Here is a 24,801-nt window from a genome sequence, read left to right on the forward strand (position 1 = left end):
AGTTAGAACTAAAAAGCCGAGCATTTATGCTCGGCTTTTTTGTGTCTGCTATTTGGCTATTCGATAAATTTTATCTTCTGTTTTAAATTATACCAATCACACTAAGTAAGTGCTCAGAACTAGCGCAGGAAAAATGCTAGAGATGAAAAAGGCACAATTTTTCGATAAGTAGTTATTCTACAATCAAAAATTCTAACGCCGTTATCGAGCATTTTAACAAGCTAGAATGACCAGTTATTTAATACGATTGGTATTACCTTCACGCTGCTTTATCAACTATCCCCATAAACTCGACAACGAACCTAATAAGCCACTACTGGCACCTTCAGAAGTCAGGTATTGCAAAATAACCGGTGCAAACTGAGACACTAATGAAGGATCAAGCCCTAAACTTTCAAAGGTACTCTTCACCGAATCCATATTGGTGATCATTGAGGTCAATCCGGTAGATCCTGTAAAGCTACTTAGCCCCGGAATAAGGGAGCTTAACTCACTGGCATTATCATCAGATAGCTGAGTTTGAGCTAAAGATAATAGTGCGCCGGCACCACCTGCCGCTTGTGTTGGCGTGACGTCCAGTTGGCTACTCAGTAGATCGGTAAGTGGTGTGCTTTGCGCTGAGTTTAGCTGTTGCGAGATTTGTCCGGTAAGCGCAGACATGTCAGTTTTCTTATCTTCATCGTCATCTGAGCCAAAGCCAAAGAATGCATAACTTGGCGTACTTAGCACCAAAGCGCTGATTAAGGTTGATACAGCTATTCCCTTCATTTCCAATCCCTCGTAATTTAAAGTTCTTCATACTGATATGAATTGCTTTAAGTCTAGGAAAGGATTGATAGCTTTGCTCGGAACTGGCAATAAAAAACGGCGCCTAAGCGCCGTCGTATCATTAGTTGAAAACCAATTCGTGGTTATTGATTCAATGCTTGCTCAAGATCGGCAAGAATATCGTCAATGTGCTCAATGCCAACCGACAAGCGAATCATTTCAGGCGCTACGCCCGCATTCTTCTGCTCTTGCTCGGTTAATTGGCGGTGAGTGGTGGAAGCCGGATGACAGGCTAATGACTTAGCATCACCAATGTTTACTAAGCGTTTAAATATTTGTAGCGCATCATAAAACTTCACCCCAGCTTCATAGCCGTCTTTTAAGCCAAACGAAAGGATGCTAGATGGCTTACCTTGCATATATTTTTGTGCGAGTTCATAGAAAGGTGAGTCAGGTAGGCCTGCATAGCTCACCCAGCTAACTTTTGGATGGTTTTGCAAGTAGGTAGCCACCTTAATCGCATTCTCACAGTGACGCTCCATACGCAGTGATAAGGTTTCTAGACCTTGCATCAACATGAAGGCATTCATTGGTGATAATGCCGAACCGGTATTACGCAAAGGTACTGTGCGTGCACGGCCGATGAATGCAGCTTCACCAAAGGCTTCAGCATATACTACGCCATGGTAAGAAGGTTCCGGCTGATTCAATACAGCGAAACGTTCTTTGTGCTCTGCCCAAGGGAATTTACCTGAGTCGATGATCATGCCGCCTAAAGTTGTACCATGTCCGCCTACATATTTAGTCAGCGAGTGCACTACGATATCAGCGCCGTATTGGATTGGCTTACATACCGCGGGTGTGGCAACGGTATTATCCACAATGACAGGTACGCCTTTGGCGTGTGCGGCAGTGGCGATGCCTTCGATATCCACGATATTACCGGCAGGGTTACCAATAGATTCGCAATATACCGCTTTCGTTTTGTCATCAATTAACGCAGCCAGTGTCTCAGGCTTATCGTCAGCGGCAAATTTTACTTGGATACCTAAGCTTGGGAACATATGAGCAAACAGGGTGTAAGTGCCGCCGTATAGTTGAGGTGTCGAAACAATATTGTCACCCGCTTGCGCGAGGGTAAGCACCGCGTAGTGGATTGCAGAGCTGCCTGCACTTACCGCTAGACCTGCAATACCGCCTTCCAGGGCCGCCATACGCTTTTCTAATACATCATTGGTTGGGTTCATGATACGAGTGTAGATATTACCAGGAACGGCTAAATCAAATAAATCAGCGCCATGTTGAGCATCGTCAAATTCATAGGCGACAGTTTGATAGATTGGAGTGGCACATGATTTAGTGGTTGGGTCCGTTTCATAGCCATGATGTATTGCAAGAGTTTCGTCTTTCATTGGTTCTTCCTGTCCTTGTGAGCGAAATTAGAATTAAGATGCCATGTTTTACTATGGGTTCGCAAGGGCAGAGATAACAAGTTTTTGATATTAAGCAGATATAAAAAAAGGCTTTCTCCGAAGAAAAAGCCTTTATAAAACAATAGCTATGCGAGAATTACAGGATGTCCAGTAGTTCTACTTCAAATACTAGAGCTGCGAACGGAGGGATTGCAGCGCCAGCGCCACGCTCACCGTATGCAAGATCTTGTGGGATGTACAGTTTCCACTTAGAACCAACAGGCATTAGTTGCAGTGCTTCAACCCAGCCTTTGATAACGCCAGTTACAGGGAACTCAGCTGGTTGACCGCGAGATACAGAGCTGTCAAATACAGTTCCGTCAGTTAGCTCACCGTGGTAGTGAACACGTACTTGTGCTTCAGATGTTGGAACTTCACCAGTACCTTCAGTCAGTACTTCGTATTGAAGACCAGACTCAAGAACAGTCACTTCTGAACGAAGAGCGTTGTCAGCTAGGAATGCTTCGCCATCAGCAGCAGCAACTTTAGCTTGTTCAGCACGTGCAGCTTCTACGCGAGTGTGAAGTTCTTGAAGAGCGTTGTTGATTTCATCAACTTCGATTGCTGGCATGCCGCCAGTCAATGCTGTTGCGATACCTGCCGCGATTGCGTCAACGTTTAGGCCTTCAAGACCACTGCCAGCCAGTTGCTGACCCATTTGTAGACCGATACCGTAGCTAGCTTTTTGCTCTACAGTTTCTAATTGAACTTCAGACATAGTTGTCTCTCTCAGTTTTTGATATAAAGGCGCAAGCATACCAGTTCTGATTGAAGTTGAAAATTGTTGCTAAGGTCTGATATTCGATAGTGGTCAAATAATGTGGAAAAATTAAACCTAGGCCTAAATTTTGCTCTCAAATTGGTTAATTAAGCCTACTACTCGGTCAAATTAGTGCTCATTTGCAGTTAATTGTGTTTAATTATCTTTCACTGAGACCGAGGGTGTGTTCATTGCACTGTTTTTTTTATATCCTGATAGAAATGGATAAGTCGGAGTGATATAGGATGAATCGACGTACCCGCTCTAAGACACATACAGAAATGTTGACAGACAAGTGGAACCAAATAGAGTGGATGGCGCTACCTTCAAAGATAAAACAAGGGGTTACAGCTTTCCCTAAGTGGCATCGACGTGCGCTAATGATACTGGTACCTGTCACCTTAATACTCATTATTATGCCCGAACCTAAAGTCTCGGTTGATAAAGAAGTGAGCACGCCTGCCAATCAAAGGGTTTCTGTGCCTATTAATACTCGAGGTTTAAGTGAGCAAGGCACAAACACTGTGATTGCCTCTGGTTCTGAAACGAGTAGTCAAGATTCGGTGAATGGGCAGTGGATTGAGTACACAGTAAAATCCGGAGATACGTTAGCGAATGTATTTCGTAACAACGATCTATCGATGACCGATCTCAATGCCCTTGCTAAAATTGAAGGCGTAGACAAACCACTGAGCCAAATCAAGCAAGGTCAATTGGTTCGTTTTAAACGCGATGTGAACGGACGTTTAGATATTCTGCAACTAGAAAGCTCTGAAGAGTCGGTCATGTTTTTCCGCCTTTCAAATGGTGGCTTTGGTCGCAGTAAATAAACGCTATATTGCCTCTCGGCGCATGTCTATATGAGGAATCCCATCTTCCAGATAAGGTTTTGAGAATGCCTCAAAACCATGTCTTTGATAGAAAGCTTGTAAATGAGCTTGCGCACCAATCTCAATAGCTTGATTGGGCCATAGTCGCTGACATTCTGTTACCGCTTTTTCCATCAACTGGTGACCCAGATTGAGCTTTCGCGCTGTAGCGCTGACCACCACGCGCCCTATACTCACAGTAGGATATGAAATCCCCGCAGGAATTAAGCGAGCCACCGCAAGTACCTCATTATCTTGTAAAGCGATTAAATGCTTAACCCCTTGTGCATGATCTTTATTATCCAGTTCTGGATAAGCACAATCTTGTTCTACTACGAATACATCCACCCGCAGTTTAAGAATTTGATAAAGAAGGTGATTGTCGATTTCATCGAATGCGAGTAGTTGCCAATCGAGCATGAGCAGAAGTACCAGTGTCAGTAGAGATTAAGAACAATAGGTTAGCATAAGTAAATGTTGCTGTACTGAGCGGTATAGATGAGTGGTAACCAACTTAAGCTGAACAATGAGTTATCCTTAACATCCTAAGTCATTAGTTTGTTTTTAAGTCGATTAAGGAATAACAGATACAAATATAGAATTTCCAGTTATAAACTGTACACGGCATAATCATTTCACTCTTATAACAAGGATGTGATTATGCTCGACACTGTTGTTCCTATTAGCCCTCGCACTGCGATTGATTCAAAGCTGCCTTATACCGCACTACAACCAGGACAAGTGGCACTTGTTGGCGCAGGACCGGGTGATCCTGAGCTTTTGACCATCAAAGCATTGAACATGCTAAGACAAGCAGAAGTGATTCTGTATGACTACCTAGTGTCGGATGAGATCTTATCTTTGGTTTCAGCCGATGCGATTTTGGTTTGTGTGGGCAAACGAGCAGGAGCGCACAGTGTCCCTCAGCATAAAACCAATCAGTTGTTAGTGGATTTTGCTAAGCAAGGCTACCGAGTAGTGAGAATTAAAGGTGGCGATCCCTTCATATTTGGTCGTGGCGCAGAAGAGTTGGAAGTATTGGTGGATAATGGAGTTAGCTTTCAAGTTATCCCTGGCATTACTGCAGCATCTGGCGCGACAGCGTATGCTGGAATACCGCTGACACATAGAGATTATGCTCAGACGGCAATGTTTGTGACTGGGCATTTAAAAGATGAAGACTCGACAGTGGATTGGTCGACCTTAGCGCGTAAAAATCAAACTCTGGTTATTTATATGGGTTTAATGAAGTCGAGTATTATCGAGCAGCAACTCACCCAGTATGGACGCGCGGCAGACACACCGATAGCGATTATTGAGCGCGGAACTCAAGCAGCGCAAAAGGTCATTTATGGCAATCTATCGCAATTGAGCGAGCTATCTAAACACGCGGCATCTCCAGCCTTAATCGTAGTGGGAGAGGTGGTTGCTTTAGGTAAAAAATTGGCGTGGTTTGATACCGATGGCGTGCAAACAGAGCAGGCTCACGCTCAAGTAAAAGTAAAGTAAATTAAACATAAAAAGCCATACATAGACCCTCTATGTATGGCTCATCTTCCATTTTATCGCACTGTTATGTTAATCACTTAATCATCATACGGTTCCAGCGATGTCCCGTTTAGCAGGTAGCCAGTTTCGGCCAGTTCATGCTCGACGGTTTGCGCTTTTAGCTCACCGACCACATACACCACATCCCACAATTCTTGTACTGGCGCACCACTTGGGAATTTCACATAGATGATTTGGTTTGGTGGCGGTGGCGGAACGTGAATACAAGCACCAAAGTAAGGGACTAAAAGAAACTCAGTCACGTTATTCGCATCGCCTTCCAGTGGAATAACAAAGCCTGGGATTTTTACTTGGCTGCCATCAAGTTCGGTACGCACAGAACCAATTTTAGCTTGCGGTGCTGCGCCACCATCGTGTGATGAAGGCATCGGCATTTGTTGTTGATCAAATTGGGCGCGTTCACTTTCAGGAATCAGATCAATCCAATTCAGCTCTAGTGGTTCAGCGTGGGCTAACAGTGATGACAGGGTTAGTGCCAACATAAAAAAACATTGTGTGAGCTTTTTCATTGATAGTCTCTTAAATTCGAATAGTCATGCCATCAGCGAGTGACTGGCGATATGCTCTAAAGGCTGGAATGAAGCCGATGATAACACCAGCTCCAAGAACTAACCCGATTAAGGTCCATTCATGTGCGGTTAGCATACTTAATTCAATACTAATGCCATAGAGCTTTAGGATGATGGGTTTCAGGATAAATAACATAGCGTAAAGGCCCGCAACCCCCGTCACAATACCAGCCAGAGTTAGAGCGGTCGCTTCACTAATGAGTAAGGCAAAAATGTGTTTAGGGCGTGCACCCATAGCGCGTAATATGGCCATTTCTCGGCGGCGCTCTTGTAGGCTGGTAAGCAAGCTACTGAGCATACCAAGTAAACCTGAAATCACGACAAATCCTGACACAACCAGTAAAGCTTGTTCGGCAATGGACATCATTCCCCACAACTCATGCAGTGCAATACCCGGAAGAATGGCACTTAACGGCTCTTTGTTGTAGGTATTGATTTGTCGTTGCAGAGCAAAAGTCTGAATTTTTGATTTGAGCCCCAACATAAAGGCGGTGATCTGCTTAGGTTGGAAATCCATTTTTTTCAGTGCATCAGCGCCAGGGTTGCCGCCTAAATTGGCTCCAGATTCCCACCCTACGTGAATGGCTTCGATGGCTTTTAGGGAAACGTGCACCGTTTTATCTACCGGTGTGCCTGTTGGCGCTAAGATCCCCACCACTTTAAATGGAAGGTGATCGTGTCGGGCAAACCCTACGTCGGAAATGCCGTGCGCAATAATGATCTCTGTGCCAATTTTATAACCCAGAGTTTCTGCGACTTCTGAGCCAATGACAGTTTCGAATAATCCGGTAAATGGCTTACCTGCGCTCAGTTTTATGTGTTGTTTTTTGCCGTATTTAAAATGGTCAAAATAGGCTTGGGTCGTACCCATGACTCGAAAACCTTTGTGCGAGTCGCCAAGAGAAATAGGGATAGCCCAATCGACAACTGGGCTATGGCTAAACTCTTCAAAGCTTTTCCAGTCAATATTATTAGTAGCATTACCAATACGAAAAACAGAATAAAGAAGCAGGTTTACTTGGCCTGAGCGAGCACCAACAATTAAATCTGTACCAGAAATGGTGTTGGCAAAGCTGTTTTTCGCTTCGGTACGAATGCGCTCAACACCCAGTAATAAAATGACGGAAATAGCGACCGTCAAAATAGTGAGAAAAGCGGTTGTTTTTCGGTTTGAAAGGCTTTTCCAAGCTAAATGTGCAGTGGTGTTCATTTGCTTACTACCTCGGCTTTAACTTGATTGAGTTCTTGAAGGTTGAGGCGAGTATTGAACAGGCCTTCAAGGGTTGGATCATGGCTAACAAAAACCAAGGTCGATTTGGCTTGCTCTGTCTGCTCCATCAATAGCTCTAAAAATGCTGTGCGATTGGCAAAGTCTAATGAGGAAGTGGGTTCGTCAGCAATAATCAGTCGTGGTTTGCCGATTAAGGCGCGCGCTGCAGCGACGCGTTGCTGTTGACCAATACTGAGCTCGATAACGGGTTTATCTAATAACTCTTCTGCAAGGTGGAGGCGCTGTAATAGTTGGCGTGCTTGTTGTTTTAGGTCGCCATCAACTCCGTGTTTTCTTTGCTGTGAAAATTGGCAAGGAAGAATCACATTATCAATAACAGATAAATAAGGCAGTAAATTAAATTGTTGAAAAATATAGCCTATATTGTCAGCGCGAAAACGATCTCTTTGAGTTTGCGAAAGGCTAGATAATTCGGTGTCTAATACTTTAAGGAAGCCACTGTCACTGGTCGCGATACCGGTAAGTAAGCTGAGAAGTGTCGACTTGCCACAGCCACTAGGCCCTTTAATGAAGATGTGCTGACCTTGTTTAACCGTAAGTGTCGGTATATCTAAAGTAGGTTTGGAGTTACCCGGCCATGAGAAACGAACGTCTTTGAGTTCGATTACGGTATCTGTTTGAGAGTGTGTAGTCACTATGTTTCCTATTACAATCTGCCGAAAAGTGACGAGAAATGGTCACTACTTTTAGTTTAGTAGTGACCATAGAGACTAAAGCTTAATAACGCTGTTGCCTTTAGTGAGCTCTGTAGCAAGTTGAGCTGAATCTGTTAGCAAGTTTGCGTGGATAACCTTAGTACCACTAAATAGCTTGAACCAATTTGTGTCAATTTGAGTCAGTTTACTCATATCTTTACATTGATATTGGTATGCAATGTTAAATTGACCATGTCCGTCATGATGCCCGTCGTGGTCGTGGCCTTCATGTGCATGATGATCGTGTCCGTCATGGTCATGCCCGTCGTGATCATGGCCTTCATGTGCATGATGGTCGTGTCCGTCATGGTCGTGCCCATCGTGGTCATGGCCATCATGGTCATGACCGTCGTGGTCGTGACCCTCATGGTCATCATGATCACCCTCAGAAAGAGCAGGAGTCACTTCTTTAGTCGTGAGTGTACAACCTGCTTCATCACTGATTTGCAAAATAGAATCAGCAGAGTTTAAGTGCGCCATTGCTTTATCAAAAATCTTATGTTGCTCTTCCGTTTTTGGCATATGCTCAAAACCGATCACATCAGCGCCTGGAGCACGGATTTCAACTAAAAGATCTTGGCCGTCTTGAGCGATATTTAGCTCAACGCTGCCGTGTACATGAGTACCATGCTGACGGAAATGTTCTTCAGCGTGAGCTGAGATAGATGTTACCGCTAGCGTCAGAGCACTTAGGGAGAAAAGTAGTGGCTTAACAGCTTTTATCATTGTTCTAATTACCTATTGATGCAAAGTCGACGTATTGTAACGTCGGTATTTTTCATTCATATTTCTATATGGCTGTTATTTCTACTCAATTGAACCTCAAAAAGGCGTCAATATCATGACAAACAAGCCAATAGAGCTCATTTAGACAGCGAAGTTTATATGGTTGGGCTTATAGGTTACTTTTTACTAAAGAGATAACATGCTGTATTTCTTTAGGAGTTAATTCACCATCTTTAGCCCAAAGGATCTCTCCGTTTTTACCCTGAACTGCAATCATTGAGCTTTTTGCTTCAAGGTCCCATGCTTTAGCCACCGCACCATGTTCATCTAAGACAATAGAAGAGTATGGGAAATCACGTTTGCTATCTTCAGCACTGGATTTAACAAAAGAGCTGGTACCCCAGATAGCATCATCTTGATTCACAATAGTGGTCGTTTGATACTTATCTTTTGGGAAATCAGCACTAATAATCGCATCTATCATAGGCTTGTTTATTGCCTTGGCTGCAGAGCGCCCAGCTATAGCTTGGATTACGCGAGTTTTTCCTACCATGCTTGCTGAATCCCACTGATGATATGTTATATCATCCTGATTGGCTATTACTTCTCCAAAACTGGAAACATTCACCGCAGGTGCAGTTTTTCCAGTTGGCATATTCAGTGCCCATGAAGAACAAGGCACAGTGATAGCTAATACAGTGAGTAGGGTTTTTATTTGCATGTTTAAATCCATTGTTATGTGAATAGCCACTTATAAGTATGGCAACTACAAGTGATAATTTGCCTTAAGTATATGGTAAGTAGATTTATTTACACCTGTGAAGTTCCATATTAGTTCTGTGGAGGGAAGCAAATTCCTGTTCCGCCGAGGCCACAATAACCGTCTGGATTCTTGGCTAAATACTGTTGGTGGTACTCTTCGGCAAAATAATAAGGACCGGCTAAGGCGATTTCAGTGGTAATTGAAGCCTTGTCTGATTGCGTGAGCAGTTGCTGATAGGCTGTTAATGATGCTTTAGCAATACGCATTTGTTCATCGTCATAGCAATAGATAGCCGAGCGATATTGTGTGCCGGCATCATTGCCTTGACGCATCCCTTGAGTCGGGTCGTGTTTTTCCCAAAACAGTTGCAGTAAAGCGTCTAGGGAGATCTGTTGTGGGTCGAAAATAACACTCACTACTTCGGTATGTCCGGTTTGTCCGGTACAGACTTCTTCATAGCTTGGGTTTGGTGTATATCCACCGCTATAACCCACTGATGTTGAAATTACTCCTGCTGTGTTCCAGAAAAGGCGTTCGGCTCCCCAAAAACAACCCAATCCGAGTAATATGTTTTGGCAACCTTTCGCCGGTGGCGCGGTCAAATCAGTATGATTAACAAAATGATGACCCAGTTTAACGATAGGATTTGTGCGCCCAGACAACGCATCTTCCTTTGAAATCATGGTATGTTTATCAAACATGTGCTCTCCTAGCAAAAGTAAGTGTTTTTTAAATTTTTTATCACGGATCAATCCTTTATACTACTTAGTCGACCCATGGGGAAATTTTCTGCCTACACATCTGTCTCGTTACAGGAAGTACAGTAACCATTAAAAAATGAATCAACGCGTAATACGGATATTTATCGCTTTTGTCCTTTTGGTTGTAAGCCAAATGTGTCGAGCCGAGGCAACTCTCAACATCAACGGCCTTTCTAGTGAGGTCGAAGATAACGTTGAGGCGTATTTGTCTGCCATTCCAGAAGATGAATATTCCACCTCCCTTCGTTTTCAATCTCGTGTTGAAGATAGCATTGTTCAAGCCGTTAGGGCTTTGGGCTACTATCATCCAATCCTTCATTTTACTGTGAATGAGGAAGATCAAAAGCTCACGGTTGATGTCAAACTTGGCGATCCTGTAATGATTGATACTGTTGATATCAAGGTTAGCGGAGAAGCCAAAGACGATCGTGAATTTGCAGCCTTGATTAAGTCGAGTAACTTAAAAGTAGGTAAACGACTCAATCATGGTGAGTATGACGCACTTAAATCAGGCTTGCGTAATCTAGCGTTAAAACGAGGGTATTTTGAAGGCGACTTTAGCACTACTCGTTTAGAGATCTCTCCAGAGCTCAATAAAGCCTTTATTCATCTTCACTATGAAAGTGGCATTCGATATCGCTTTGGTCCAACTAAGATCTTGGGCTCTCAGATAGAAGAGCAACGAGTACAATCTTTAGTTCCATTTGAGCAGGGCGACCCTTATTTAGCCAGTAAGATAGGTTTGCTCAACCAAAACCTGTCCAGTACATCTTGGTTTTCAAGCGTATTTGTTGAGCCAGATTTGAGCCAAGTGGGTGATGGAAATAGAGAGTTGCCGATGACTATTCAGTTGTCACCACAATCACGTCACCAAGTCGAGACCGGTATCGGTTATTCGACCGATGTTGGCGTGCGAGGATCATTAAATTGGCGACGACCTTGGCTAAATCCACAAGGCCACAGTTTCGATAGTAGCTTCTCTCTTTCTAAACCAGAGCAAGAGATTGTGGTGGGTTATAAAATCCCTTTAGAAGATGTGCTGCGTGAGTACTACCGTGTTCAATATGGTATGAAGCATCTTGATAATAACGATACCACCAGTTTTGAATCCAGCTTAGGTCTAGAGCGACATTGGGCTTTGGATAGTGGTTGGCATCGAACCGTATTTATCCGCTTACTCAATGAAGATTTTACTCAGGGTTCTCAAGAAGATAACTTTACTATGCTGTTGCCTGGTGTGTCGTTTTCTAAAACACGTACCCGAGGTGGTCCTATGCCAACATGGGGTGATAAACAATCCATTACCTTTGAGTATGGTGATCCGGCGCTGTTCTCCGAAGCCCGAGTTTTAAGGGTTTTGGGACGAACCACATGGATTCGCAGTTATAAAAAGAATCATCGTGGCATATTTTATGTCGGTGGTGGCGCTAACTTTACTGAGTCGGTATTTGACCTTCCGCCATCGTTACGTTTTTTTGCTGGTGGCGATAATAATCTGCGTGGTTATGAGTATGAATCCATCTCTCCAAAAGACGACGAAGGTAAGCTCACCGGGGCTAAGTTTATGGCCACAACCAGTTTAGAGTATCAGTACCGCGTTTATGGGGATTGGTGGTTAGCGACATTTGTAGATTATGGTGATGCATGGAACGAAACCCCAGAATGGAAAACCGGCACCGGTGTTGGTATTCGCTGGGCTTCTCCAGTAGGCCCTGTAAGGCTTGATTTTGCCTTTGGTTTAGATGCTGATGAAGGAACCGATAAGTTCCAGATTCACTTTGGTTTGGGACCGGAGTTGTAACTATGACAGAGCCAAAACAAAATAACCAAGCCAACGCAGCTGCGCCAACGCCAACTAAGAAAAAACGTCCGTTATGGCGTCGCATTCTATGGACTCTTACCCATATATCGTTAGGTGTATTGGCACTTATTCTGCTTATCCTTATTTTGCTATGGGGACTGCTATTTACTAATCCCGGTTTAAACAGCATTCTTTGGGCTGCGGAAAAATTTGTCCCTGAGCTAAAGGTTGAAAGTACAGAAGGGGCGCTGCTTACTGACTTTGAGTTACACGGCATTGCCTATGATAACCCTGATTTAACCGCTGCCTTAACCGCCGACAAATTAGAGTTGGATATTCAGCTGCGCTGCCTTGCCGAAATGAAAGTGTGCATTAAAACTTTAGGGGTTGAAGGGGCCAATTTCTCATTAGCCCAACTGCCTGTGAGTGAGGATGTCGCCGAAGAACCAAGCGAGCCACTCACCAGCATTTCATTACCCTTTGGCTTAGGTATTGATATTGAGCGTTTATATTTCAACGATATCTCGCTTGACGTGTTAGGCAATAAAGCGGCATGGCGAACGTTTGAAAGTGGCGCAAAAATGCGTTTTGATAACCTTATTTTAAGCCCTACCATTTTTGATGGTGGTAGAGTCACTCTTGCTCCAAGCAAGGCAGAACCGCCCTCAAGCACGCCACCGCCTACCACCAAAGCTTCTGATGCACCGACCGATATTAATATCGTGTTGCCTGAAATATGGATACCACTGAGTGCAACGGTGCAAGACATTACGGTAACAGATTTTAAAATCACCGAACCTGCGGTTGAAATAACTCGAGCGCATCTGGTTGGTGAGGCCCACGGCAATAATGTCACGATTCAACAGTTTGAATTAGTGATGCCACAACTGGATTTAAATTTAGATGCCACCGCTGAGCTCAAGGGCGATTATCCTTTATCGCTAGATCTGGATGCAAAAATAAAACAAACCACCTTAGCAGGGCAATCTTTGTTCTTAAATGCCAAAGGCAGCGCCGCTGATCTGAGTTTAAATGCAGGGTTAAGGGATCTCGTGGTTGCGGATCTCGATGCTAATTTAGCTTTGCTTGATCCTAATATTCCGTTTGATATTGATTTGACCAAAACCAAGGTGCAGTGGCCATTGCGCGGTGAAGCCGATTACAAAGCGCAAATTGCTCGTTTACAAGCCAAAGGCTCATTAACTCAGTATGCACTGGATTTACAAGCGGCGGCTCAAGGTAAGCAGATCCCTGATGTCAATTTAGCTGTGGATGGTGAGGGGAATTTAGAGCAGATAGATCTGAAAAACATCAATGTACAAACACTTAAAGGTGTCATCAAAGGGCAGGTTTTAGCCAATTGGGCCGCTCCAATTAACTGGGATGCGAAGTTGAATTTACAGCATATTCAGCCGGGAAGTTATTGGCCGAATGCTGAGGGTGATATTAGCGGTGATATAGAAACTACCGGACGTTTGCCGACAAAAGGTGGTTGGGAAGTTGAGTTATCTCATCTGGATATTGACGGTATTTTCCGTAACTACCCGTTAAATATTAACGGTGTTTTGCAAGCGAAGGACATTTCCGGAAAAGGTGACTTTAGGGTTAATACTCCCGGTATTGTGGTGGCGCATGGTCAGAACAATATTCGAGTGTCTGGTAACTTAGACCAAAATTGGAATATTGATACTCGGTTAGATATTCCTGAAATCAAAAACACAGTGCCAGATGCCTCAGGTAAGGCGATAGGTTTAATTCAGGTTCGTGGGCCATTTGCGACCCCTGAGATCATTGCTGATGTTACCGCCACTAAAATTGCTTGGCTCGACCAACTCACTGTCGCATCTGTTTCCCTAAAAGGGGATGTCACCCCGCTACCTGCGCCGCAAGGCGATCTCGATGTCGTAGTGGCAGGGCTGCAGCATTTAGAACAAAAAGTGAAACGCAGTGAATTTAGCTTTAGCGGCTCTGAAGAAAATCATCGAGCCTCTTTTAGTATCGATTCTGATGTGTTGCAAGGGGGCTTTAGCGTTCAAGGTTCGTTAGATACTAAGCAAGGTATTCAATGGAAAGGCGAACTGCAAGATGCCAGTTTAACCACAGTGCAAGGTGAGTGGGTTGTCGACCACAGTCCCAAACTGGCCTATGACGGCAACACACAAAGTGTTTTTGTGGAAGCGCATTGCTGGTTACAAGCCGATTCTAAATTGTGCTTAGACAAAGATGTGAATGCTGGTCAGTCAGGGGAGGTTTTTGCCAGTATTCAGAGCTTTAACTTCTCACAGGTTGCCGCTTTGATGCCACAAGATATTTCGGTTGTCGGTACTGTTGATGCCACAGTGCGCACCAAATGGTCGCCAAGCGCATTACCAGAGCTAGAGATGAAAGTGGATCTTCCACAAGGTAGCGTAACCCAGCAACTTGATCGCCCCTTGGTCGTAGGTTGGAATCGCATTGATGTTACCGCTAGTTTGCTCAAAGATGACTTAAAAGCCGATTGGGATATCGACCTAACTGATAATGGTGCGGTGAAAGGGCGTGTTGAACTAGATAAAGTCTCCAAACAAGACAAACAGATTGATGCACAACTGCAATTGCAAAAAATCACTTTAGATATGCTTGCTCCAATGTTCGGTGAGTTCAGTAAGGTGGCGGCTGATATCAATTCTGATATTAAGCTCAAAGGGCCGGTAACTAAGCCTCAAGTGTTTGGTGATTTTAGAGTAGAAAACATTATAGCCACCGGTGACATTAGCCCTGTGGATATCACAGGTGGTCAGGTAGTTGCTACTTTCTCTGGCTATCAAGGCAAACTGGATTCAACCATAGTGACCCAAGACGGTGACTTATTGATGAAGGGTGATGGAGATTGGCAAAATATTGATGATTGGAGAGCTAACCTCAGTTTGTCAGCTAACCAATTATTGGTCGAAGTGCCGCCAATGGTTAAAGCTAAGGTTGAACCCGATATTGATGTTGCAATATCTCCGGGATTAATTGATGTCAAAGGTGAAGTACGTTTGCCGTGGGGACGAATTACGGTTGAAGAACTTCCGCCATCGGCAATTTCAGTCTCTTCTGATGAAGTGATTGTGAATAAAGACCTGCAACCTTTAGAAGAAAGTAGCAAGTTCCCATTTGAAATAAAAACCAATATTAAGGTGGTGATCGGGGATGACTTCTTACTGAGCGCCTTTGGTTTGAAAGGCGGTTTGGTGGGTGAAATGAACGTTTCGCAAAAGAACAATGCACCGTTTATTTTGGGTGAAGTGAATATTGTTGATGGTAAATATCGCTCATTCGGTCAAGACTTACTTATTCAAGAGGGTAAAGTTCAGTTCAATGGTCCGGCCGATTTGCCATACTTATCCATTAAAGCGATTCGTAATCCAGATAACACTGAAGATGATGTTATTGCCGGAATCAAAGTTACTGGCCCTGCTGATGAACCAAGTATTGAAGTGTTCTCAGAGCCATCCATGCCGCAAGCCAATGCCTTATCATATATTTTGCGAGGACAAGATCTGGATAGTGAGTCCGGTGGCAATGCGATGACCACTGCCTTGATTGGGCTGAGTTTAGCTCGTAGTGGACGAGTGGTTGGTGAAATCGGTGAAGCCTTTGGCGTAAGTGATCTGCAACTTGATACCGCAGGTAGCGGAGATGATTCGCAAGTGACTGTGAGTGGCTACATTCTACCGGGGTTACAGGTTAAGTATGGCGTTGGGATTTTTGAATCTATTGGTGAATTTACCTTCCGTTATCGTTTAATGAAAGATCTCTATTTAGAGTTGGTTTCAGGTACCGATAGTGCAGTAGATTTGTTGTATCAGTTTGAATTTGATTAATCATATCAATCACACTAAGTAAGTGAGTATTTTAACAAGCTAGAATGACCCGTTATTTAGTACGATTGGTATCATAGACACAGGATGAGGGTATGCAGCATTTAGTTTTTGTTTACGGAACCTTAAGGCAAGGCGAGTCTAATCATCACCTTTTGCAAGAGAGTGATTTGCTTGGCATCTATGAAACACCCGCACAATATTCTTTGTATGATTTTAGTGCTTACCCTGGCATTGTGGAAGGTCACAACAGCATCACAGGAGAAGTGTATAGAATCAGTGATGAGGTGTTGGCTAAATTAGATATTTTGGAAGATATACCCATTGAATACCGCAGAGAGACTATCGACACCACCTTTGGTGAAGCTTGGATTTATATCTATCAGGGCACTGAATCAGGTAAAGCGATAGAGTCTGGAGACTGGAATCTACGTAATTAGTCATACAAATAACCCTAAAAATTATCTTCATTAAACAAGGAAGTAAGATGAAAAAACCGTTAATAGTATTGGCATGTATCATGCTATTTGGCTGCGTGGGCAAGCCGGAAAAAGTGGCCGCAGTTAAGGATTTTCAATTAGACCGCTATCTAGGTAAGTGGTATGAAATTGCGCGTTTGGACCATTCTTTTGAACGAGGAATGAATCAGGTCACTGCAACTTATTCAATGAAGGAAGACGGCGGAGTTCAGGTATTAAATCGCGGTTATTCTACCCAAGATAAAGAGTGGAAAAGTGCTGAAGGCAAAGCCTATTTTGTCGATTCTAGCGATGAGGGCTATTTAAAAGTGTCCTTCTTTGGCCCATTTTATGGCTCTTATATCGTCTTTGAACTTGAGAAAGAAAACTACGATTACGCTTTCATCTCAGGCCCTAATCATTCCTATCTATGGTTATTGTCTCGAACTCCTGAAGTGAGCGCCGAGATACAGCAGAAATTTAAAAGCCAAGCAGAAGAGCTTGGCTTTGATATCAGTCAATTAATTTGGGTCAAACAGACCGCAGATTAATATTCGTCAGGGTTCTGTGCGATAAACTCATGCAGCGTATCGATCATTGAGTTTGAACCAGTAAAGAACGGAACACGTTGGTGTAGTTCTGTTGGTTTAAGCTCCATGATGCGCTGTGTACCGTCAGTCGCTTTACCGCCTGCTTGTTCCATCAAGAATGCAATTGGGTTGCACTCATAAAGAAGACGCAGTTTACCTTGAGGGTAAGAACGAGTGCTTGGGTACAAGAAGATGCCGCCCATTAGCAAGTTACGGTGGAAGTCTGATACTAGAGAACCGATATAACGAGAGGTATATGGACGTTTAGTTTCAGTGTCTTCTACTTGGCAATACTTGATGTATTTCTTCACACCTAGTGGGAATTTAGCGTAATTACCTTCGTTGATAGAGTAGATGAATCCATCTTGAGGAATCGTCATGTTTTCATGAGATAGGCAGAAAACACCAATTGAAGGGTCATACGTAAAGCCATGAACACCTGCACCTGTTGTGTAAACTAGCATGGTTGAAGAACCGTAGATTACATAACCAGATGCAACTTGCTCTGTACCAGGCTGAAGAAAATCTTCTTCTTGAGCTGGAGAGCCAATTGGCGAGATACGACGGTAGATCGAGAAGATAGTACCAACAGAAACATTCACATCAATGTTGCTTGAGCCATCCAGAGGATCCATCAACACAACATATTTAGCGTTTTGGTTTTGCTCTTTAGTAAAAGAAACCGCTTGGTCTTCTTCTTCACTTGCAATACCACACACTTGGTCACGAGCTTCAAGGGCAGCCTTAAAGTTATCGTTCGCAAATACGTCAAGTTTTTGCTGTGCTTCACCTTGAATATTTTCTGCGCCAGCAGCACCAGTGATATCAACAAGGCCAGCCTTATTGATCTCTCGGTTAACTAGCTTAGCAGCAAGACTGATAGAAGAGAGTAGTGACGATAATTCACCACTTGCAGCAGGAAAGTCATTCTGCTTCTCTACAATAAATTCACCTAGCGTTCTTAAATTGGACATGGGGGATTCCGTTTATTTGTATGACAAGTTCTTTTTTTAGGCAAATATACAGCACAAAACATATTAAGACACGCAAACTAACCGATCTATTTCACAATTTTCTGACTTTAATCACTTGGAATTGTATACGTTCGTGTCCAGAATCTAGTTAGAATCTCTTAATACGGCTTATTGGTGTGCTTAAAAAATAAAGCCACCGCGCAAGGATAACAGGAAAGTTATGCATATTCATATACTTGGCATTTGTGGCACCTTCATGGGAGGTGCTGCGGTATTGGCAAAACAACTGGGTCATAAAGTGACAGGCAGTGATGCCAATGTTTACCCTCCAATGAGCACTCTTTTAGAGTCAGAGGGCGTTGAAATTATTCAAGGCTATGATCCTCAGCAATTAGAACCGCGACCTGATCTTGTGGTTATTGGTAATGCAATGAGCCGTGGCAATCCATGTGTCGAGTATGTTCTAGACAATAATTTGAAATACACATCAGGCCCACAATGGCTACAAGATTTCTTACTGCAAGATCGCTGGGTGTTGGCTGTAGCAGGCACACACGGTAAAACGACCACTTCAAGTATGCTGTCGTGGATTTTAGATGACTGTGGTTACGAGCCGGGATTTTTGGTCGGTGGTGTATTAGGTAACTTTGGTCAGTCAGCGCGCTTAGGTAAGAGTATGTTCTTTGTGGTTGAAGCCGATGAATATGACAGTGCCTTTTTTGATAAGCGCTCTAAATTTGTCCATTACCATCCACGCACTTTGGTGATGAATAACCTTGAGTTTGACCATGCGGATATTTTTGACGATCTGGAAGCGATCAAACGTCAGTTTCATCATCTGGTGAGAACCGTTCCGAGCAATGGGCGTATTTTGGCACCTGCCGATGACTCTGCTCTGAATGATGTGCTCTCTCGCGGCTGTTGGAGTGAGACTGAGTTTACTCATAAAGATTGGCAAGCGAAAAAATTGCATGCTGATGGCAGTCATTTTGAAGTTTACTTTGAACAGAAAAAAGTTGGCGAGGTGCAGTGGGATCTGGTGGGCGACCATAATGTGAATAATGCACTAATGGCTATCGCGGCGGCGCGTCATGTGGGTGTAGTACCTGACTTAGCTTGTGAAGCATTGGCTCGCTTTATTAATACCAAACGTCGCTTAGAGCTGAAAGGCGAAGTGCATGGGATTACGGTTTATGATGATTTTGCTCATCATCCAACCGCCGTTGAACTGACTCTCGATGGTTTACGTAACAAAGTGGGTGAGCAAAGAATCTTAGCGGTATTAGAGCCGAGATCCAGCACCATGAAAATGGGGGTGCACAAAGACACATTAGCCGCTTCATTAGGTTTGGCCGATAAAGTGTACCTCTATCAGCCTGACACCATTCAATGGTCAGTCAAGGATGTGGCGAAGCAGTGTTCACAACCGACTTATACCTCGGACTCTGTCGATGACATTGTTAAAGAGTTAGTGGCTGAGGCTCGCAGTGGCGATCATATTCTGATCATGAGTAATGGTGGCTTTGAAGGCATACACGGCAAACTGCTGGATGCCCTACAAACAGCAGGTCATTCATGCCAATAACACAACCAATAGACGCACAGCAAAAAAGCATCACTTTGGCAATGACCGGAGCATCGGGCGCTCCGTATGGTTTAGCCTTGCTGAAAAAACTATTGGCTGCGGATTATCGAGTTTATTTCTTGATTTCATCAGCGGCGCGGGTGGTATTAGCCACAGAGCACAACCTAAAGCTTCCAAGTGGTCCAGATGCCATTAAATCTGCGCTTGTAAAGCACCTAGAGTGCGATGAAACTCAGCTGGTGGTGTGTGGCAAGGAAGATTGGTTTTCTCCTGTAGCGTCGGGCTCAGCCGCGCCTAAACAAATGATTGTTTGTCCTTGTTCGGCGGGCAGTCTTGCCTCTATCGCGCATGGTATGTCGGATAATCTTATTGAACGCGCTGCGGATGTGGTGCTTAAAGAGCGCGGACAATTGATCTTAGTGGTGCGAGAAACGCCATTTTCGACCTTACATTTAGAGAATATGCTTAAGCTGTCCAAGATGGGGGCCACCATTATGCCGGCCGCGCCTGGTTTTTATCATCAGCCACAAACCATAGAAGACTTAGTGAACTTTATGGTGGCACGGGTGCTCGACCATGTTGGGGTTGCGCAAGATTTAGTGCAGCCTTGGGGTTATGATAGACGTCAGTAATATTATTTATCTAGGACTCAGAGCTTGCTCTGAGTCCTAGTTTCTTATGCCTTGCTAAAATTAATAAAAGCGAATGCCTACAAATTTTCTTCTGCAAACTCTGCCAAGCGACTGCGCACTACACCGTTTAAGTGCACATTGGCCGAACCTTCAAAGTTTTTAAAGCGCTCAACCATATAAGTCAGCCCTGATGTCACAGGGGTTAAGTAGGGTGAATCTATTTGCGCTAAGTTTCCTGAGCAGACAATTTTCGTCCCTTCACCACAGCGAGTGATGATGGTTTTGATCTGCGAAGCGGTCAGGTTTTGACACTCATCGAGTAATACAAAGGCGTTTTGAATGGAGCGTCCACGCATAAAGTTGATGGATTTAAACTGAATATTGGCTTTCTCACAAATGTACCTGAGTGAGCCTTCAGTGCAATGATCGTTTTTATGCAGTGCTTCCAAGGTATCGGTGACAGCCGCCAGCCATGGCAACATTTTCTCTTCTTCATTGCCGGGTAAGAAGCCAATCGATTCGCCAATTTCTGGGGTGTTGCGAGTGACGATGATTTTATCAAACATCTTTTGTTCAACGGACTGCTCCAATGCCGCCGCCATCGCCAGTAGAGTTTTACCGCTACCTGCCGCGCCCGTTAGAATAACTAAGTCGATATCTGGGTCGAGTAGCGCATTCAGCGCCATGCCTTGATAGATATTTTTCGGTTTAATGTCCCAAGCGCGACGACTCATTAATTTGTCTCGTCCGAGATCTTTTAAGGTGATGGATTCTTCTTCAATGCGAGTGACGCGAGTGGCAAAGTCACTATCGGTATCCAGCACATACTGATTGATATAAGGCTGTTCTATGGTCGATTGATGCACTAGATGATGGGTTTTTCCGGCTAATGCAATGGAGTTAACCTCATCGACTTTGTCCCAAAAATTGCCCTCGCATTGGACGAAGCCTTTAGTTAAATACTGCACGTCATCAATTAATTGGTCGGTGCGATAATCTTCAACGTAGCGAACTCCTGCTCCCTTGGCTCGCAACCGCATATTGATGTCTTTAGTGACTAGAACCACATCTCGCGAAGCGCTCTTTTTTTGCAGATGGATAACCGCATTTAAAATTCGATTATCACCGGCTTTATCGGCAAATGCTTTGACGGTTTCGTGCAGTTCAAAGTCGGCCAATATGGATAAGGTGCCAGTTGATTTGGCTTCTGTGTTAAAGCAAATACCTTCTGATATTTGTTCAGGAGTGGCTTCTCGGAAAATATCTTCCAATGTGCGAATGGCAATGCGCGCATCACGAGCAACATCTCGTTTACTGTCTTTGATGCGGTCGAGTTCTTCGAGTACCGTCATTGGGATGACGACGTCGTGTTCTTGAAAGGAAAAAATAGCGTGCGGTTCGTGAAGTAGGATGTTGGTGTCGAGTACAAAAATCTTACGTTTTCTATCACCCATAAGCGGCTCCTGTGCTTATTTGATGTTGTGAAACCTAAGTGTTCTCAATATTCAGTTTGATAGACCGATGAAGAGAGCACAACTAGATATCGTTAACCCCTTCTATTTTTAGTCTAGTTTAGTTTCATTTAGTTGACAGTTTGATTGCATGATTTATGCCCAGTATGTGTAAGGTTTTTCGTGCTCCTAATGCCGCAATGTACTATGATTACGCCCTTTTTCTGGCAGGAAACTTAGGTAAATTTGCTTAAATTTCTTCTACTATTGTTAGAGTTAAATTGATAAAGGGTTTTAGCTGAATGGCATTTGCGATTGGTCAACGTTGGATTAGTGATACAGAAAGTGATTTAGGGCTAGGAACGATAGTGGCAATAGATGCCCGAACGGTTACCTTAATGTTTGCCGCCTCGGAAGAAGAGCGACTGTATGCCATCAGCGATGCTCCAATCACGCGCGTTACGTTTGCCGTTGGTGATACCATTGAAGCGCATGAAGGTTGGTCACTGGTGGTGACTGACGTAACCGAAGACAAAGGCGTGCTTTGCTATACAGGTACAAGAGAAGATACCGGTGAGCAAGGCGTTGAGCTTAGAGAAATATTTTTAAGCCACCAAATTCGATTCAATAAACCGCAAGATAAATTGTTCACCGGACAAATTGACCGCATGGACAACTTTGTACTGCGTTATCACGCATTGAACAATCAATATAAGCAGCATAAAAGCCCTCTACGCGGCCTCACAGGTATGCGTGCTGGCTTGATTCCTCATCAGCTATTCATTGCCCAAGAAGTCGGTCGTCGTTACGCTCCGCGTGTATTATTGGCCGATGAAGTTGGTTTAGGTAAAACCATTGAAGCGGGCATGATCATCCATCAGCAAGTGTTGGCCGGTCGCGCTGAGCGAATTTTAATTGTTGTGCCAGAAACCCTGACTCACCAATGGTTGGTTGAGATGATGCGTCGTTTCAACCTGCATTTCTCGGTGTTTGATGAAGAGCGCTGCATTGAAGCTTATGCAGATGCGGCCAATCCTTTTGATACTCAGCAATTAGTCTTATGTTCATTAGACTTCTTAAAAAACAGCGCTAAACGTCATCAACAAGCGCTAGAAGCTGACTGGGATTTGCTGGTGGTTGATGAAGCTCACCACTTAGAGTGGAGTGTCGATGCGCCGAGTGCAGGCTATCTAGCGGTTGAATCTTTGGCTTCAAAAATACCAGCGGTATTACTGCTAACGGCTACCCCTGAGCAATTAGGTCGCGAGAGTCACTTTGCTCGTCTGCGTCTATTAGATTCTGACCGTTTTTATGATTATCAAAGCTTTGTCGATGAAGAAGACAACTATGCCCCCGTTGCAGAGGCTGTGAGCCAACTTCTTTCTGGGCAAGCATTGCCTAACGAGGCTAAAAATCAAATAACCGAATTGCTATCAGAGCAAGATGTTGAGCCAATTTTTAAAGCAATTTCTGATGATCAGCATCCAGAGCAACAAGCATTAGCCAGACAAGAGTTAGTCGATAACTTGATGGATCGTCACGGTACGGGTCGCGTATTGTTCCGCAATACTCGCGCCGCAATTAAAGGTTTTCCTGAGCGCCGCGTACACTTATTGCCAATGACAATGCCTGAGCAATACCTGCGTGCAATTAAGGTATCTAAGATCTTCAACGTCGATTTATCTCTAGAAAAACAAGCGGGCATCATGCTTTACCCAGAAGAGGTATTCCAAGAGCTGGGAGACTCTGGTTCTTGGTGGCAGTTTGATAGCCGCGTAGATTGGTTGATTGAAAAGGTAAAAGAAAAACGTTCCGATAAGATCTTAGTGATCGCATCAAGAGCTGCTACAGCATTACAGCTTGAGCAAGCACTACGTGAGCGAGAAGGTATCCGCGCCACGGTATTCCATGAGGGAATGTCGATCATTGAACGCGATAAAGCAGCAGCCTATTTTGCCCAAGAAGATGGCGGCGCACAGGTGCTAATTTGTTCCGAAATTGGTTCTGAAGGTCGTAACTTCCAGTTCGCTAACCAACTGGTGATGTTTGATTTACCGTTCAACCCTGATCTTTTAGAGCAGCGTATTGGTCGCTTGGATCGCATCGGTCAGAACTCAGATATTGATGTATTTGTGCCTTATCTTGAAGGCAGCTCGCAAAGTGTATTAGCCCGTTGGTACAACGAAGGTTTAAATGCGTTTGCGGAAACTTGTCCAACTGGTCGCACGGTTTACGAGCAATTTGCGTATGAATTAACAGAAATGATTGCGACAGGTGATAGCTCAGCGCTGGATGATGTGATTGCGCAATCAGTGAAAATGAATCAGCAGTTAAAACAAGACCTTGAGCATGGTCGTGACCGTTTGTTAGAGATGCACTCTAATGGTGGTGAGCGCGCGCAAGAGTTAGTAGAAAAAATTGCCGCCAAAGATAACGACACTCAGTTTGTTAGCTTTGCGCTGAGCCTATTTGATTGCATTGGTTTAAACCAAGATGATAAAGGCGAAAATGCACTCGTGGTTACTCCATCAGAGCATATGTTAGTACCTAGTTATCCGGGGCTTCCTTATGACGGCGCGACCATCACCTTTGATCGTGATACTGCACTGTCTCGTGAAGACATGAACTTTATGTCTTGGGAACACCCAATGATCCAAGGTGGCATTGACCTATTATTAAGTGAAGGGGTCGGTGCATCAGCGGTTTCGTTGTTAAAAAACAAAGCACTGCCTGTCGGTACTATGCTGTTAGAGCTGATTTATCTGGTGGATGCCCAAGCGCCTAAACGCAGTGGAATTGCGCGCTTCTTACCGCAAACACCAATTCGATTGATGTTAGATGGCAAAGGGAATGATCTTTCGGCTCAGGTTGAGTTTGATAGCTTTAACCGTCAATTAAGCCCTATCAACCGTCATATGGCGAGTAAGCTAGTGACCTCAGTACAAGCTCAAGTACAAGCGTTAATTGCCAAAGGTGATGAAGCGATATTGCCTAAGCATGAGCAAATTAAACAGCAAGCCAACGCTGAAATGAAAGCCAGCTTAAGTGCTGAGCTTGAAAGATTGTTGGCACTAAAAGCGGTGAATCCAAATATCCGTGATGAAGAAGTTCAAGTTATTGAACAGCAAATCACTGAATTAGAAGGTTTCATCTCTCAAGCTCAAATCCAGTTGGATTCATTGCGCTTGATCGTTGTTTCTCACAATTAGAGTGAAATAGAGC

At 44.0% G+C, this 24,801-nt stretch carries 21 protein-coding genes; 9 read left to right on the forward strand and 12 right to left on the reverse strand.

What is annotated here, in order from left to right; all coding sequences use genetic code 11:
- Positions 1-276: 276 nt before the first annotated feature.
- From QV280_RS01220 to QV280_RS01230, 3 genes are all read right to left on the reverse strand, one after another.
- Positions 277-768, reverse strand: coding sequence for a DUF2780 domain-containing protein (locus tag QV280_RS01220; RefSeq protein ID WP_023402476.1), 492 nt, complete (start codon positions 766-768; stop codon positions 277-279).
- A gap of 143 nt (positions 769-911) precedes the next feature.
- A complete protein-coding gene (locus QV280_RS01225; protein ID WP_023402477.1) occupies positions 912-2,180 on the reverse strand; it encodes an O-acetylhomoserine aminocarboxypropyltransferase/cysteine synthase family protein in 1,269 nt (422 codons plus the stop codon).
- A 157-nt stretch (positions 2,181-2,337) separates the two neighbouring features.
- Positions 2,338-2,958 carry an FKBP-type peptidyl-prolyl cis-trans isomerase gene (locus QV280_RS01230; RefSeq protein ID WP_039969907.1) on the reverse strand — a complete coding sequence of 207 codons (621 nt, stop codon included), beginning with the start codon at positions 2,956-2,958 and terminating at the stop codon, positions 2,338-2,340.
- 287 nt (positions 2,959-3,245) lie between these two features.
- On the opposite strand from QV280_RS01230, the gene QV280_RS01235 reads away from it, so the two are divergent.
- The gene (locus tag QV280_RS01235) at positions 3,246-3,830 is read left to right on the forward strand and encodes a LysM-like peptidoglycan-binding domain-containing protein (protein WP_023402479.1); all 585 of its coding nucleotides are present in this window, start codon (positions 3,246-3,248) and stop codon (positions 3,828-3,830) included.
- Positions 3,831-3,833: 3 nt separating this feature from the next.
- On the opposite strand, the gene QV280_RS01240 is transcribed toward QV280_RS01235, so the two are convergent.
- Positions 3,834-4,289 carry a GNAT family N-acetyltransferase gene (locus tag QV280_RS01240; RefSeq protein WP_023402480.1) on the reverse strand — a complete coding sequence of 152 codons (456 nt, stop codon included), beginning with the start codon at positions 4,287-4,289 and terminating at the stop codon, positions 3,834-3,836.
- A gap of 240 nt (positions 4,290-4,529) precedes the next feature.
- On the opposite strand from QV280_RS01240, the gene cobA reads away from it, so the two are divergent.
- Entirely contained in the window at positions 4,530-5,378 is an 849-nt protein-coding gene (cobA, locus tag QV280_RS01245) for a uroporphyrinogen-III C-methyltransferase (RefSeq protein ID WP_152821484.1), read from the forward strand.
- 77 nt (positions 5,379-5,455) lie between these two features.
- Here the strand turns inward: cobA and QV280_RS01250 are convergent, their stop codons facing one another.
- The 6 genes from QV280_RS01250 to msrA form a co-directional block, all read right to left on the reverse strand.
- Positions 5,456-5,947 (reverse strand): DUF3299 domain-containing protein, encoded by a 492-nt coding sequence (locus QV280_RS01250; protein ID WP_023402482.1) that lies wholly within the window; start codon positions 5,945-5,947, stop codon positions 5,456-5,458.
- A gap of 10 nt (positions 5,948-5,957) precedes the next feature.
- Positions 5,958-7,217, reverse strand: a complete 1,260-nt coding sequence (locus QV280_RS01255) for an ABC transporter permease (protein WP_152821482.1) — start codon at positions 7,215-7,217, stop codon at positions 5,958-5,960.
- Positions 7,214-7,933, reverse strand: coding sequence for an ABC transporter ATP-binding protein (locus QV280_RS01260; protein WP_023402484.1), 720 nt, complete (start codon positions 7,931-7,933; stop codon positions 7,214-7,216). The genes QV280_RS01255 and QV280_RS01260 overlap by 4 nt, the downstream gene beginning before the upstream one ends.
- A 75-nt stretch (positions 7,934-8,008) precedes the next feature.
- Entirely contained in the window at positions 8,009-8,719 is a 711-nt protein-coding gene (zrgA, locus tag QV280_RS01265) for a zinc uptake protein ZrgA (RefSeq protein WP_152821480.1), read from the reverse strand.
- A gap of 169 nt (positions 8,720-8,888) precedes the next feature.
- On the reverse strand, positions 8,889-9,440 hold the full coding sequence (locus QV280_RS01270) for a YtfJ family protein (protein ID WP_039969909.1): 552 nt from the start codon (positions 9,438-9,440) through the stop codon (positions 8,889-8,891).
- A gap of 110 nt (positions 9,441-9,550) precedes the next feature.
- Positions 9,551-10,183: a peptide-methionine (S)-S-oxide reductase MsrA gene (gene msrA, locus QV280_RS01275; RefSeq protein WP_023402487.1), complete on the reverse strand. Its 633-nt coding sequence runs from the start codon at positions 10,181-10,183 to the stop codon at positions 9,551-9,553.
- Positions 10,184-10,319: 136 nt separating this feature from the next.
- Between msrA and tamA the strand changes: the two genes are divergently transcribed.
- From tamA to QV280_RS01295, 4 genes are all read left to right on the forward strand, one after another.
- Positions 10,320-12,044, forward strand: coding sequence for an autotransporter assembly complex protein TamA (gene tamA / locus QV280_RS01280; RefSeq protein ID WP_039969911.1), 1,725 nt, complete (start codon positions 10,320-10,322; stop codon positions 12,042-12,044).
- A 2-nt stretch (positions 12,045-12,046) separates the two neighbouring features.
- The gene (gene tamB, locus QV280_RS01285; RefSeq protein ID WP_152821478.1) at positions 12,047-15,892 is read left to right on the forward strand and encodes an autotransporter assembly complex protein TamB; all 3,846 of its coding nucleotides are present in this window, start codon (positions 12,047-12,049) and stop codon (positions 15,890-15,892) included.
- Between the two features lie 92 nt (positions 15,893-15,984).
- On the forward strand, positions 15,985-16,329 hold the full coding sequence (locus QV280_RS01290) for a gamma-glutamylcyclotransferase family protein (protein ID WP_023402490.1): 345 nt from the start codon (positions 15,985-15,987) through the stop codon (positions 16,327-16,329).
- 47 nt (positions 16,330-16,376) lie between these two features.
- Positions 16,377-16,898, forward strand: coding sequence for a lipocalin family protein (locus QV280_RS01295; RefSeq protein ID WP_023402491.1), 522 nt, complete (start codon positions 16,377-16,379; stop codon positions 16,896-16,898).
- Here QV280_RS01295 and fbp read toward each other — a convergent pair.
- Positions 16,895-17,911: a class 1 fructose-bisphosphatase gene (gene fbp, locus QV280_RS01300; RefSeq protein ID WP_023402492.1), complete on the reverse strand. Its 1,017-nt coding sequence runs from the start codon at positions 17,909-17,911 to the stop codon at positions 16,895-16,897. The genes QV280_RS01295 and fbp overlap by 4 nt on opposite strands.
- Positions 17,912-18,131: 220 nt before the next feature.
- Between fbp and mpl the strand changes: the two genes are divergently transcribed.
- Both mpl and QV280_RS01310 read left to right on the forward strand, forming a co-directional pair.
- Positions 18,132-19,496, forward strand: coding sequence for a UDP-N-acetylmuramate:L-alanyl-gamma-D-glutamyl-meso-diaminopimelate ligase (mpl, locus tag QV280_RS01305; RefSeq protein WP_152821476.1), 1,365 nt, complete (start codon positions 18,132-18,134; stop codon positions 19,494-19,496).
- The gene (locus tag QV280_RS01310) at positions 19,487-20,128 is read left to right on the forward strand and encodes a flavin prenyltransferase UbiX (protein ID WP_152821474.1); all 642 of its coding nucleotides are present in this window, start codon (positions 19,487-19,489) and stop codon (positions 20,126-20,128) included. Before mpl ends, QV280_RS01310 begins: the two co-directional genes overlap by 10 nt.
- Before the next feature lie 77 nt (positions 20,129-20,205).
- On the opposite strand, the gene QV280_RS01315 is transcribed toward QV280_RS01310, so the two are convergent.
- Entirely contained in the window at positions 20,206-21,582 is a 1,377-nt protein-coding gene (locus tag QV280_RS01315) for a PhoH family protein (RefSeq protein ID WP_023402495.1), read from the reverse strand.
- Positions 21,583-21,881: 299 nt separating this feature from the next.
- Between QV280_RS01315 and rapA the strand changes: the two genes are divergently transcribed.
- Positions 21,882-24,788: an RNA polymerase-associated protein RapA gene (gene rapA / locus QV280_RS01320; RefSeq protein WP_152821472.1), complete on the forward strand. Its 2,907-nt coding sequence runs from the start codon at positions 21,882-21,884 to the stop codon at positions 24,786-24,788.
- The last annotated feature ends 13 nt before the right edge of the window (positions 24,789-24,801 follow it).

The organism is Vibrio sp. B1Z05 (assembly GCF_052955985.1).